The organism is Dietzia sp. JS16-p6b, from assembly GCF_003052165.1.
GTDB lineage: Bacteria > Actinomycetota > Actinomycetes > Mycobacteriales > Mycobacteriaceae > Dietzia.
The window spans coordinates 1,446,882-1,459,950 of the sequence record NZ_CP024869.1 but is presented as its reverse complement, the minus strand read 5'-3'; the positions used below and the strand labels follow the sequence as shown (position 1 = coordinate 1,459,950).

Below are 13,069 nucleotides of genomic sequence, written 5' to 3'. Positions count from 1 at the left end.
GAGCAATGGACGATCACGTGCCGCACGACCCCGTGGTTACACGATGCACCCCGAGCGTTGCATTCTGCCCCCGGAACTACGGGGGCGAATCACACCCAGAGGGGCGGATCGCGGCGAGGGGCGGCGTGAGGGCGGCGTAGGAGCGGCGAGGGGCGGCGTGAGGGCGGCGTGAGGGCGGCGTGAGGGCGGCGTGAGGGCGCGGCGGGCGGTGGCGGGCGCGGGTCGCGAGGTGCCCCGTGCGAGACTGGCATCACAGTTCCGCGCCATCACCTGGAGGGTCCATGACCGACGCCGCCGACACGCTCGAGCAGATCCTCGACGACCGCTACAGCTGCCGAGGGTTCACGTCCCAGCCCGTCCCCGACGAGACGATCGACCGGATCCTGCAGATGGCCCAGCGCACGGCCTCGTGGTGCAACTCCCAGGCATGGCAGGTCGACCTGGTGAGCGGGTCGGCGACCTCCGGGTTCGCCGCGCACCTCACCGAGTACGTGCTGAACAACGGCATGCGATCGGATCTGCCGGCACCTGAGCGCTACGACGGCGTGTACGGCGAGCGCCGGCGGGAGAGCGGGTACGGCCTCTACACCGCGCTGGGCATCGAGCGCTCCGACAAGGAGGCGCGCCTGACGCAGATGTTGGAGAACTACCGGTTCTTCGGCGCCCCACACGTCGCGGTGATCACCTCGGACGCGGGCCTGGGCACCTATGGCGCGGTGGACTGTGGGGGCTACGTGGCGACGTTCCTGGCGGCGGCGTCCTCACTCGGCGTGGCCACGTGCGCCCAGGCCGCCCTCGCGCTGTACTCCGACGGGGTCCGCGAGTACCTGAGAATCAGCGACGACCGGATGATCGTGTGCGGCATCTCCTTCGGGTACGCCGACCCGGAGCACCCGGCGAACATCTTCCGGGCCGGCCGCGCGGACCTCACCGACGTGGTCCGCCGCCACGGCTGAGCGGGTTCCGGGCGGGCCCGGTGGTCCGCCGCCACGGGTGAGCGGGGCCGGTGGTCCGCCGCCACGGCTGACCAGGTTCCGGGCGGACCCGGTCCGTCAGTAGAGTTCGCGGTTCTTGGGCTTGCCCGAGATGGCCTGGCGCACCTGGTTCCCCTTGTAGATCGCGACTATCCCCGCGAGTATCGCCACCACGGTGAAGAACGAACTGGCGAACAACGCGATCGGCAACGCCACCACGGTCACGCCCAGCGCGATCGCCGTGGTGCGGGCATCCTTGCGCACCTGCTGCTTCTGGGCCTCGATCGAGTTCGGTTGGTAGGGCTGCATGCTCATGATGTCAGGATTCCACATCTCGCAGCCGCGCCGCGTTCTCGGTGGTCGCCACCCCGGCGGGCTCCCATTCGACGCCACCGGACGTCCGGGTAGCCAGGATCGGACCCAGCACCTCGAGGTCACCGGCCACCGTCAGTTCGACCCGCCCGCCGTAGTCCACGCCGAGCACCTGCGCCCCCGCTGCGCGAACGGCTCCCTCGAGGCCCCCCGCCAGTGAGTGGTCGACCTCGGCCCGCCACGCGGGGGTTCGTGTCACCTCCACGATCCGACCCGCCCGCCACGCCTCGTCGACCGCGGACGACACCGCGGAGCCGTACGCCCGGACCAGCCCGCCCGTACCGAGTCGCGTTCCGCCGAACCACCGCACGACCACCGCCCCGACCCCTGTCACCCGACTTCCGCGGAGTACCTCCAACATGGGGGTGCCGGCGGTTCCGGAGGGCTCGCCGTCGTCGTTCGAGCGCTCGATCCGGCTGGACCCGGGGACGTCCACCAGGAACGCGCTGCAGTGATGGCGCGCGTCCGGGTGGGCACGACGGAGGTCGGAGATCAGGTCACGGGCGGCGGCCTCGTCGTCACACCTCCTCAACACCGCGAGAAACCTCGAGCGCCTCTCCTCGTACGTGCCCGTGACGTCCGGGCCGGCGGACAGCCTGAGCACACGAGTCGCGGAGTCGGTCATCGGACCAGTATCGCCGCGCCGCCCCCGCTCGCCCACATTCCCTACCCTGGGGGTGTGACCTCCGCGAGCAGTGACACCTTCTCCGTCTGGGCGCCGACAGCCGAAGCCGTCGGTCTGGTCCTGGACTCCGCCGACGCCGATCCTTTTCCCATGACCCGCGCCGCCGACGGCTGGTGGTCCTCGACCGTCGTGCGGGAGCAGGGCAGGGACTACGGGTTCGTGGTGACGGGCGACGACGGCCAGACGAGCGATCCGCGTCCCGACCCGCGGTCGCCGCGCCAGCCGCACGGCGTGCACGGACTCTCACGGGTGCACCGGGTGGACGCCACCCGCTGGTCGGACGCGCACTGGACCGGTCGCCAACTGGCGGGGTCGGTCCTGTACGAGATGCACGTGGGCACCTTCTCCCCCGTCGGCACTCTGACCAGCGCGATAGATCACCTCGACGACCTGGTGGAGCTGGGCGTCGACATGGTCGAGGTGATGCCCGTGGGTGCGTTCAACGGGGAGTACGGCTGGGGTTACGACGGGGTGGCGTGGTTCGCCGTGCACGAGCCGTACGGCGGCCCGGACGCGTTCCAGCAGTTCGTGGACGCCTGCCACGCCCGCGGGCTCGGCGTCTGCCTGGACGTGGTCTACAACCACCTGGGCCCGTCCGGGAACTACCTCCCGGAGTTCGGCCCGTACCTGTCCGCGGCCGACGGACCGTGGGGGTCGGGGCTCAATCTCGACGGACCGCACTCGGGCGAGGTGCGTCGGTACATCATCGACAACGCCCTGCGCTGGTTCGACGAGTTCCACGTGGACGCCCTGCGGTTGGACGCGGTCCACGCCCTGCACGACGGCTCGGCCGTGCACCTGCTCGAGCAGTTGGCGGTGGAGGTGGAGTCCCTCTCCGCCCACCTCGGACGACCGTTGTCCCTGATCGCGGAGTCGGACCAGAACGACCCGCGGCTGGTCACCGCGCGCGAGGGCGGCGGGCTGGGCCTCACCGGGCAGTGGGACGACGACGTGCACCACGCCGTCCACGCCGCGGTCTCCGGGGAACGCCAGGGCTACTACGCGGATTTCGGCTCCCTCGAGGCGTTACGTCAGGTGCTCACCGGGGCCTTCCTGCACGCGGGGACATGGTCGGCGTTCCGGGGCCGGGTCCACGGCCGCCCGCTGGACGTCGAACGGGTGCCGGGCAGCCGCTTCGTCGCCTACACCCTGACCCACGACCAGGTGGGCAACCGCGCCGCGGGCGACCGGCCGTCGGTGAACCTCACCCCGGCCCAGCAGCTGGCCAAGGCCGCGATCATCCTGTGCTCCCCCTTCACCCCGATGTTGTTCCAGGGCGAGGAGTGGGGCGCCCGGACCCCGTTCTGCTTCTTCACCTCGCACCCCGAACCCGACCTCGCCGAGGCCGTGCGCCGGGGACGGACCCGCGAGTTCGCCGAGATGGGATGGGACCCGGCCACCGTGGCCGACCCCCAGGACCCGGAGACGTTCCGGCGGTCGGTGCTGGACCGGTCCGAGCAGTCCGAGGACCAGCACGCCGGGATCCTGCGCGGGTACCGTGCGCTCATCGCGCTACGGCGGGCCGAACCCGAGCTCAGCGATCCGTGGCTCGGTGCGGTGCGCGTGCGGTGCGGGGTCGAAGCCGACGACGGCCGCTGGTTGATCGTCCACCGCGGCTCTCTGGCGTTGGTGGTGAACCTCGGAACCGAACCGAGCAGGGTCCCGGTCACCGGCGACGAGGTGCTCACTTCGGGAGCGGTGGTCGACCATGACTCGGTCTTCTGTCAGGCCTTCGGATTCGCGGTGGTGCGCACCCACACGGTGACGGGGTAGACCGGGCTCAAGTCAGGTACTCGTACGCCGCGGTTCCGGGCTCGAGCCGCTCGCAGTCGATACGCGAGGCGTCCATGCGTTCGAGCAGTGAATGCAGACCGGTGGCCGAGCCGAGTTCGATGCCCACGAGGGCGGCCCCGTACTCGCGGTTGTTCCTCTTGAGGTATTCGAACTGCGTGATGTCGTCCTCCGGCCCCAGCACCTCGTCGAGGAACCGACGCAGCTGACCGGGTTCCTGGGGGAACTTGACCAGGAAGTAGTGCTTGAGGCCCTGGTGGACCAACGACCGTTCGATGATCTCGCTGTACCGCGAGACGTCGTTGTTGCCTCCCGAGATGATGCAGACGACCGTCGCACCCTCCTCGATGTCGAGCTGGTCCAGCGCGGTGACCGCCAACGCGCCGGCGGGCTCGGCGATGATCCCCTCGTTCTGGTACAGCTCCAGCATCGCGGTGCACACCGCGCCCTCGTCCACCGTGAGGACCTGGATCCGCTCGGTCATCGAGGAGATCACCCCGAACGGGAAATCGCCGAGCCGGGCCACCGACGCGCCGTCGACGAAGGTGTCGACGGTGTCCAGGGTCACCGGTTCCCCCGCTTCCAGGGCCCTGGTCAGCGACGGGGCCCCCGCGGGTTCCACCGCGATGACCTTGCAGTCAGGGGCGTACTCCGCCAGGTAGGTCGCGAGCCCGCCCACCAGTCCGCCACCGCCGACGGGCACGACCACCGCGTCGGGGACGCTGTCGAGTTGCGCCAGTATCTCCGCCGCGATGGTCCCCTGGCCGGCCATGGTGTCCGGATGGTCGAACGGCGGGACCATCGTCGCGCCCGTCCGCTCGGCGTCCGCGCGGGCGGCGGCCTGAGCCGCGTCGAAATTGACGCCGGTGACCACCAGCTCCACCCAGTTGCGTCCGTGGGCGAGGATCCGGTCGCGCTTTTGTTTGGGGGTGTTGGTGGGAACGTAGATGCGGCCGTTGATCCCCAGGCTCCGGCAGGCGAAGGCGACGCCCTGGGCGTGGTTACCCGCACTCGCGGTCACCACTCCGGCGCTTCGCTCGTCACCGGTCAGCTGCGACATCAGGTTGTACGCACCACGGATCTTGTACGACCGGACCGCCTGCTGGTCCTCGCGCTTGAGCAGGATCGTCGCACCGGTCTGCTCACTCAACCGCTCGCTCTGGTGCAGCTCGCTGGCGAGGATCACATCGCCGATGCGGCGGGCAGCGGTGTCGATGTCGTCGGGGGTCACGACCTGGGTCGCGGCGGAGTCGGTCACGGTCACGACGACCAGTGTCCCACCGCGCGGTCTGTCACCGCCAACTGGTCATCCGGTGAGGCAGCCCGGCCCGAGGAGCGCCTTGAGATCCCCCATGAGCGAAGACGATGTCTCGACCCGCAGATGGTCGTCCAACCGCAACACCGTGGACGACGTCCCGTTGACCAACCGCAGGTGGACGTCCGAGGGACCGGGGTGCCGCCCGAGGACCTGCTTGAGGGCGGTGACCGTCTCGATGGTGCACATCTTCGTGGGCAACGTCAGCGCCAGCGGGGCGCCGTTGCCACCCACGACCAGGTCCGGCACCTCGAGGGTGTCGCCGAACACCGAGACCCGGTCCTCGCGGATGTTGATGCGAGCCTTGACCAGGACGACAGCGTCCTCGGCGATGTCGAGGGCGGCGAGGCGATAGGTCTTGGGGAAGAAGAGCACCTCGACGCTGCCGTTGAAGTCCTCGATCGTCACGATCGCCCACGGTTCGCCGTTCTTGTTGACCCGCCGGTCCACGCCGGAGATGATCCCGCCGATCGTCACCGCGGTGCCGTGCGGGAGCTCGCCCTCGTGGATGGTGGCGATAGACGTGTCGGTCTTGGCGGCGAGCGCGGACTCCAGCCCGTCGAGCGGGTGGCCCGAGACGTATAGTCCCAGCATCTCCCGCTCGAGCGCCAGCTTCTGCTTGATGTCCCACTCCTCGTCGGGGACCCGGACCGCGAAGACGTCACTGAACGCCGAGGCTCCCCCGGCGTCCTCCGCATCCCCGCCGCCGAACAGGTCGAACTGACCCACCGCCTCGGCCTTCTTGGTGGACATCACCGACTCGACCGCGTCGGCGTGGACCAGGAACAAGCCCTTGCGCGGGTGTCCCAGGGAGTCGAACGCTCCGGCCTTGATCAGCGATTCGGTGACCTTCTTGGTGCACGCGGTCTGGTCGATCTTCGCCAGGTAGTCGGAGAAGTCGGTGAACTCCCCCTTCTCCTTGCGCGCGGACACGACGGAGTCCACCACGTGCGTACCGACATTGCGGACCGCACCCATCCCGAAGCGGATGTCCTCGCCCACCGAGACGAAGTTGGTGAGCGACTCGTTGACCGACGGCGGCAGCACCCGGATCCCCATCTGCCGGCAGTTGGACAGGTACAGCGCGGCCTTGTCCTTGTCGTCGCCCACGGAGGTGAGCAGGGCGGCCATGTACTCCGCCGGGTAATTGGCCTTGAGGTAACCGGTCCAGAACGACACCAGCCCGTAGCCGGCCGCGTGGGACTTGTTGAATGCGTAGGAGGCGAACGGCTCGATGGTGCCCCAGAGCGCGTCCACGGCCTCCTTGGAGAACCCGCGCTCACCCATGCCGCCGGAGAACTTCTCGTACTCGGCCGCGAGGACCTCTGCCTTCTTCTTACCCATGGCCTTGCGGAACCCGTCGGCCTCACCGGCCGTGTAGCCCGCGAGTTCGCGGGAGATCGCCATGATCTGCTCCTGGTACACGATCAACCCGTGGGTCTCGCCCAGGATCTCCTTGAGCGGCTCCTCCAGCTCCGGGTGGATCGGGGTGAGCTCCTGTTTGCCGTTCTTGCGGTCGGCGTAGTTCCAGTGCGTGCCCATCCCCATCGGCCCGGGTCGGTACAGGGCGAGAGCGGCCACGATGTCGTTGAAGCCGGTGGGCTTCATCCGCTTGAGGAGCTCGCGCATGCCACCGGAGTCCAGCTGGAACACCCCCAGCGTGTCGCCGCTGGCCAGCAGGTCGTAGGTCGCCTGATCGTCGGTGCTGAGCGTGTCGAGGTCGATCTCCTCGCCGCGGTTGGACTTGATGTTCTCCAGGCAGTCGCCGATCACAGTGAGGTTGCGCAGGCCCAAGAAATCCATCTTGAGCAGGCCGATGTCCTCGCACGAGGGGTAGTCCCAGCCGGTGATGAGGGCGCCGTCCTGGGCACGCTTCCACATGGGGATCACGTCGAGCAGCGGCTCGGAGGACATGATCACCGCACACGCGTGGACGCCCGCCTGGCGGACCATGCCCTCCAGCCCGCGGGCGGTGTCGTAGATCCGCTTGACGTCCGGGTCCGTCTCGATGAGCTGGCGGACCTCCGAGGCCTCGCCGTAGCGCTCGTGCGTGGGGTCGGTGATGCCCGACAGGGGGATGTCCTTGGCCATGATCGCCGGCGGCAGGGCCTTGGTGATCCGGTCGGCGATCGCGTAGCCGGGCTGGCCGAAGTTCACGCGGGCGGCGTCCTTGATGGCGGCCTTGGTCTTGATGGTGCCGAACGTAATGACCTGGGCGATCTTGTCCGAACCCCATTTCTCGCTGGCATAGCGGATCATCTCGCCGCGGCGGCGGTCGTCGAAGTCGATATCGATATCCGGCGCGGACGGGCGCTCCGGGTTGAGGAATCTCTCGAACAGCAGGCCGTGCTCGATCGGGTCGATGTTGGTGATCTTGAGTGCGTAGGCCACGAGCGCACCCGCCGCGGAGCCCCGGCCCGGACCGACCTTGATCCCGATGGAACGGGCGTACTCGATGAGGTCACCGACCACGAGGAAGTACCCGGGGTACCCCTTGCCCTTGATCACCTCGAGTTCGAACTGCGCGCGGTCCAGGTACTCCTGCGGTACCCCCGCGGGAAAGCGCCACTCCAGACCCTTGTGGACCTCACGGGCCAGCCACGTGTCCTCCGTCTCGCCCTCGGGCACCGGGAACTTGGGCATCCGGTCCCTCGGGGCCCAGATCTCGTCGTACGGCTGGACGCGTTCGGCGATCCACAGCGTGTTGTCGCACCCACCGGGGACCTCGGGATCCCACTGGGCCCGCATCTCGTCGGCGGACTTGAGGAAGTACCCGTCGCCGTCGAACTTGAAACGGTTCTCGTCGGCGAGGGTCTTGCCCGTCTGCACGCACAGCATCGCCTCGTGGGCGTGGGCCTGTTCGCGGGTGACATAGTGGCAGTCGTTGGTCACCAGCGGCGGCATACCCAGGTCCCTGCCCAGCGCGACCAGGTCCTCCCGGACCCGTCGCTCGATGTCGATTCCGTGGTCCATGAGCTCCAGGAAGAAGTTGTCCTTCCCGAAGATCGACTGCCACTTCTCGGCCGCCTCGTAGGCCTCCTTGCGCTGACCCAGGCGCAGGCGGGTCTGGATCTCTCCGGAGGGGCATCCGGAGGTGGCGATGATCCCCTCGGAGTGCTCGGCGAGGATCTCGGCGTCCATGCGGGCCCACTTACCCAGTTGTCCCTCGTACGAGGCCAGGGAGGACAGCAGGAACAGATTGCGCAGACCGGTGGCGTTCTCCGCGAGCATGGTCATGTGGGTGTAGGCGCCCGACCCCGCGACGTCGTCACCCTTCTGGTGCTTCTCGCCCCACAGCACACGCTTCTTGTTGAACCTGGACTCGGGGGCGACGTACGCCTCGATGCCGATGATCGGTGTGATCCCGGTCTTGACGGCCTGCTTGTAGAAGTCCGAGGAGCCGTACATGTTCCCGTGGTCGGTCATTCCCACCGCCGGCATCCCCAGCCTGGAGGCCTCGGCGAACAACGGGGTGATCTGCGCCATCCCGTCGAGCATCGAGAACTCGGTGTGATTGTGCAGATGCACGAACTGGGATCCGCCCACGCAGCATTCCTCCTACGGCTTGTCCGGCCCAGTGTAGGTCGCCGCTCCGACACGACCCGAAACCCCAGCACGCGCCGAGCGTGGCGACCGCCCCGCCAGCGTGAACACGATCACCGCGGTCCAGATCAGCGCGAAACCGGCCCACTGGACCGCGTCCAGCCGCTCGCCCACCACGAGCAGTCCCCAGGCCATCTGCAGGATCGGGATGATGTACTGCAGCATTCCCACGGTGGCCAGGGGGATGCGCTGGGCGGCCGTCGCGAACAGGAGCAGGGGCACCACGGTCACCACTCCGCTGGCGGCGAGCAGCGCCGAGTGCCCCACCCCGTGCCCGGTGAACGTGCCCGCGCCGGTCACACCCAGCCACACCAGCACGGACAGGGCGAGGGGGGCGATGACCAGCACCTCCCCGGTCATCCCGACCACCGGGTCCGCACGGAGCTTCTTCTTGACGACCCCGTAGAAGCCGAAACTCGTCGCGAGCAGAAGCGAGAGGTACGGGACGTGTCCGTATCCCGCGGTGAGAACGCCCACCGCGACCACGGCGAGGGCCACCGCGCCCACCTGTGGCCGGTTCAGCCGCTCGCGGAAGATCAGGACCCCGAGCAGGACGCTCACCAGGGGGTTGATCGTGTACCCGAGCGCGGCCTCGGTGACCCGTTCGGAGTTGACCGTGTAGACGTAGACCCCCCAGTTCACGGTGATGAACCCGGCGGCCCCGGCGATCCGCGCCCACGAGAGACGGTCGAGGGACCACAGCTGCCGCCATCGCCGGGTGACGGAGAGCACCAGCGCCATGATCACCAGCGACCACACGACGCGGTGGCCCACGATCTCGACCGCACCCGCGGGTTCGAGCAACGGGAAGAACGCGGGGAAGAACCCCCACAGGGTGTAGGCACAGGCACCGGCGAGCATCCCGATCGCCACGGACCGGTCGGTGGGGTCCCGCTTCCCGATCACCACGCCACGGTCACGCATCCGTGCCATCCCGGCTCCCTGACGTTCACGCCGACGGGACGGGCGCGTCGTCCGGCAGCGGGAGCGCGGCGTCCACCTGCTGTGGTTGGAGGGGCCGGACGGCGAACCGCTGCCACACCGCGTCGGCCGGCAGCGCCTCGACGGCCCGCACCCACGGCCGGCCCGCCGCCTCCCTCAGCTGCGCCGGGGTACCCCGGGCGAGCAGACCGATGATCGCCGGCTCCCCCGATCGGATCCGCGCGGCGGTGAGCGCGGCGGTCGCGGCCGCGCGGTCGGCGTCGGGCGGGGCCTGCCCCCCGGGTCCGGTGGGGACCTCGCCACCCGACCGGTGCACCACCTCCGCGAGGCCTCGGTCCAGCACCGGCTCACGGCCCGACTCCCCTGCTGCCGGCTCGGCCAACGTCACCCCGGTCACGGGCATCGCCACGCCGTCGACCGGCACCTGGACATAGAGTCCGGAGACCCTGGGCAGGCCCCGGACCACGGCGGCCGCCTCCGCGGCGGACCACGGCCGGGCGGCGGTCACGAGTGCCCAGCGGGGGGCGTCCGCTCCGGTGGCGGGGTCCTCGCCGTCGTCACCCGGCTCGCCGTCGTCGACCAGGGAGCCCGCGGCACGCGCCAGGTAGTCGTCGACCAGTTCGCCGTTCTCGGGTCCCAGCGCATCGCTCATCACCCCGGGATTGCGCGGCAACTCGGTGCGCAGCGCGGTGAGGACGGCGACCAGCGCCAGGACGATCACCACGCCCACGCCCACGCTCGAAAGAGCCCTCAGCGCGACCGACCGGGGCGTGGAGCGGTCGGCTGCCGGGGCAGGGCCGGTCACGCGGCGCGGAGGGCGTCCAGCGCGTGCTGGAGATCGTCAGGGTACGGGCTGGTGAAGTCCACGCGTTCACCCGTGCCGGGGTGATCGAACCCGAGCCCCACCGCGTGCAGCCACTGCCGTTCCAGCCCCAACCGCCTCGCCAGCACCGGGTCCGCGCCGTAGGTGAGGTCGCCCGCGCACGGGTGGTGGAGGGCCGAGAAGTGGACGCGGATCTGATGGGTTCGACCGGTCTCGAGCTTGACCTCGACGAGCGTTGCCGCCTGGTGCGCCTCGAGCGTGTCGTAATGCGTGATGGAGTGCTTGCCGTCCGAGGTGACCGCGAACCGCCAGTCGTTGGACGTGTGGCGGCCGATGGGCGCGTCGATCGTCCCGGACAGCGGATCGGGGTGGCCCTGGACGAGCGCGTGGTAGGTCTTGTCCACGGTGCGGTCGCGGAACGCCCGTTTGAGCAGCGTGTACGCCCGCTCGGAGGCCGCCACCACCATCAGTCCGGACGTGCCCACGTCGAGTCGGTGGACGATCCCCTTGCGCTCCGGCGGCCCCGAGGTGGAGATGCGGTATCCGGCGGCCGCCAGCCCACCGATCACGGTGGGGCCGGTCCAGCCCACCGAGGCGTGCGCCGCCACGCCGACGGGTTTGTCGACGACGACGAGGTCGGCATCCGAGTAGACGACGGCCATCCCCTCGACCGGCTCTGCGACCACCGCGGGCTCGGCCCGCGGATCGGGCATCTCGACCTCGATCCACGACATCCCGGTGAGCTTGTCCGACTTCCCCACCGCCCGGCCGTCGACCAACACCTTGCCCTGCCCGGCGAGATCGGCGACCGCGGTCCGGGACAGCCCGAGGAGGCGGGAGACACCGGCGTCCACCCTCATCCCGTCGAGACCGTCCGGGACGGGGAATGTGCGCAGCTCACCCATCCGCCCCGCCCTTCTCCACTGGCCCCCGCGAGCCGTCGAACTCCACTCCCTTGACCACGGCGACGGCCACCACGATCACACCGATGACCAGACTCGAATCGGCGACGTTGAACACCGGCCACCACCCCACCGAGACGAAGTCCACCACGTGGCCCTCCAGGAAGCCGGGGGCCCGGACGTACCGGTCCACGAGGTTGCCCGCGGCGCCACCCAGGATCAACCCGAGCCCCCACGCCCACCACCTCGAGTGGACCCGCCGCGAGAACCACAGCAGTCCCACCACGACCACGGTGGCCACGATGCTCAGCACGACTGTCGACCCCGTGCCCATCGAGAAGGCCGCGCCGGGGTTGCGGAGCAGGAGGAGCCGCACGGAATCACCGACGATCCGGATCGGGTCCTGCCCCTCGAGACCCCACACCGCCAGCGCCTTGGTCACCTGATCCACCGCCACGATCACCGCCGCGATCATCAGCATGGCGACCGGCCCCGCCCTGAAGTATCGGGCACCGGTCCCACCGGGCGTCGTCCCCGCCGCATCGGACCGCGTCCCGTTGGTCTCCGTCATGCGCTCCAGTATCCCTGATCCCCCGGCGGGGCCGCCGGGCCCGGTGGGCGGACCCTCTAGGCTCGGGGGTCGTGAACCTCCGAACGCCCTCCGCCTCCGGCCGTCCCCGACCCGTGCGGGCCGGTCAGCGACTGCTCGTCGCCGCACTGGCCACCGCGCTCGTGGCCTCCAGCGCCGCGTGCGCGGACGAGGGCGACCCCCCCGGGGACGACGCCGTCGCCGCTCAGGAGGATCGGGCTCTGGAGCCCGCGGTGGAGGTCGACCCCGGACCCGCCCCCACGGTCGAGCTCCTCGACGAGGGCTCGGGGGAGCTGCGGGTGATGGCCTACTCCCCGTCCCGAGACGCCGTGACCGTCGCCATCACCAGATCCGCGTCGGCTCGCACGACCGTCCCGGGCGCGGAGCCGAGGCTCGACGAGACCCCCGAGCAGACGCTGACCGTCGAGGGCCTGTCGGAGCCGGACGTGGACGGCGCCCAGCGGGCCACCGTCACGGCCCGCGATTTCACCTCCGTGGACGAGCTCCGTTCCGCCCAGTTCGCCACCGCACCCGGGTTCGCGGTCACCTGGACCCGCAGTGCCGACGGCATCGTGCGCGGCCTGACGTTGGAGGCGCCGGCCACCGCGACGGATGCCGCACGGGCGGGGGTCGAGATCACGGCGAACGCCGTGTCCGACGCGACCGTCGCGTGGCCGACCGAGGCGATCGGGGTGGGGGCCCGGTGGACCGTCACCCGGAGCGTCGACGACGCGGTGGCGCCGGAGCGGTCCGTCACGTACGAGCTGGCCGCCCTCGACGGCGACGTGGCCACCGTGACGATGGAGCTGGACGCCCCCGAGGCCGCCGCGACCCTGGACGCACCGGCCCCGGATGGCGGCCCGGGCGTCACGCTGGAGGTCGAGGCGTACGAGGTGACGGGCTCGGGTGAACTCACCGTGGACCTCCGCGCGCCACTGCCCGTCGACGGGACCACAGAGTCCTCGACGCGGGCCGTGTACGTGGACCCGGGTTCGGGCCGACGCACGACCTACGTCGAGGACTCGGTGCTGCGGTTCCGCACCGCCGGGTGAGGACCGGCGAGGGGCGGGACC

Annotated in this window: 11 protein-coding genes; 3 read left to right on the top strand and 8 right to left on the bottom strand. The window is 70.1% G+C overall.

Annotated elements, in window-relative coordinates:
* Nucleotides 1–281 precede the first annotated feature (281 nt).
* Nucleotides 282–956 (top strand): nitroreductase, encoded by a 675-nt coding sequence (locus tag CT688_RS06575; protein WP_107756237.1) that lies wholly within the window; start codon nucleotides 282–284, stop codon nucleotides 954–956.
* Between the two features lie 96 nt (nucleotides 957–1,052).
* Here CT688_RS06575 and CT688_RS06570 read toward each other — a convergent pair whose 3' ends face one another.
* Together CT688_RS06570 and CT688_RS06565 are read right to left on the bottom strand one after the other, a co-directional pair.
* Nucleotides 1,053–1,289 (bottom strand): hypothetical protein, encoded by a 237-nt coding sequence (locus CT688_RS06570; protein ID WP_095717309.1) that lies wholly within the window; start codon nucleotides 1,287–1,289, stop codon nucleotides 1,053–1,055.
* A gap of 4 nt (nucleotides 1,290–1,293) precedes the next feature.
* On the bottom strand, nucleotides 1,294–1,971 hold the full coding sequence (locus tag CT688_RS06565; RefSeq protein WP_107756236.1) for a YigZ family protein: 678 nt from the start codon (nucleotides 1,969–1,971) through the stop codon (nucleotides 1,294–1,296).
* 54 nt (nucleotides 1,972–2,025) lie between these two features.
* Here CT688_RS06565 and treZ point away from each other — a divergent pair, with 54 nt between their 5' ends.
* Entirely contained in the window at nucleotides 2,026–3,804 is a 1,779-nt protein-coding gene (gene treZ, locus CT688_RS06560; protein WP_107756235.1) for a malto-oligosyltrehalose trehalohydrolase, read from the top strand.
* 7 nt (nucleotides 3,805–3,811) lie between these two features.
* Here treZ and ilvA read toward each other — a convergent pair whose 3' ends face one another.
* Genes ilvA through lspA form a run of 6 tightly spaced genes read right to left on the bottom strand, consistent with a single transcriptional unit; the run spans nucleotide 3,812 to nucleotide 11,978 of the window.
* Nucleotides 3,812–5,086 (bottom strand): threonine ammonia-lyase IlvA, encoded by a 1,275-nt coding sequence (gene ilvA, locus CT688_RS06555; protein WP_107756234.1) that lies wholly within the window; start codon nucleotides 5,084–5,086, stop codon nucleotides 3,812–3,814.
* Between the two features lie 42 nt (nucleotides 5,087–5,128).
* Nucleotides 5,129–8,683 (bottom strand): DNA polymerase III subunit alpha, encoded by a 3,555-nt coding sequence (gene dnaE, locus CT688_RS06550; RefSeq protein WP_107756233.1) that lies wholly within the window; start codon nucleotides 8,681–8,683, stop codon nucleotides 5,129–5,131.
* 12 nt (nucleotides 8,684–8,695) lie between these two features.
* Entirely contained in the window at nucleotides 8,696–9,673 is a 978-nt protein-coding gene (gene rarD / locus CT688_RS06545; RefSeq protein ID WP_231750534.1) for an EamA family transporter RarD, read from the bottom strand.
* A 16-nt stretch (nucleotides 9,674–9,689) separates the two neighbouring features.
* Nucleotides 9,690–10,487 carry a hypothetical protein gene (locus tag CT688_RS06540; protein WP_231750533.1) on the bottom strand — a complete coding sequence of 266 codons (798 nt, stop codon included), beginning with the start codon at nucleotides 10,485–10,487 and terminating at the stop codon, nucleotides 9,690–9,692.
* Complete coding sequence (locus CT688_RS06535; RefSeq protein ID WP_107756231.1) at nucleotides 10,484–11,410, bottom strand: RluA family pseudouridine synthase; 927 nt, start codon at nucleotides 11,408–11,410, stop codon at nucleotides 10,484–10,486. The genes CT688_RS06540 and CT688_RS06535 overlap by 4 nt, the downstream gene beginning before the upstream one ends.
* Nucleotides 11,403–11,978 (bottom strand): signal peptidase II, encoded by a 576-nt coding sequence (gene lspA, locus CT688_RS06530; RefSeq protein WP_107756230.1) that lies wholly within the window; start codon nucleotides 11,976–11,978, stop codon nucleotides 11,403–11,405. The genes CT688_RS06535 and lspA overlap by 8 nt, the downstream gene beginning before the upstream one ends.
* Nucleotides 11,979–12,049: 71 nt before the next feature.
* Here lspA and CT688_RS06525 point away from each other — a divergent pair, with 71 nt between their 5' ends.
* Entirely contained in the window at nucleotides 12,050–13,048 is a 999-nt protein-coding gene (locus CT688_RS06525; RefSeq protein ID WP_107756229.1) for a hypothetical protein, read from the top strand.
* Nucleotides 13,049–13,069: the final 21 nt, after the last annotated feature.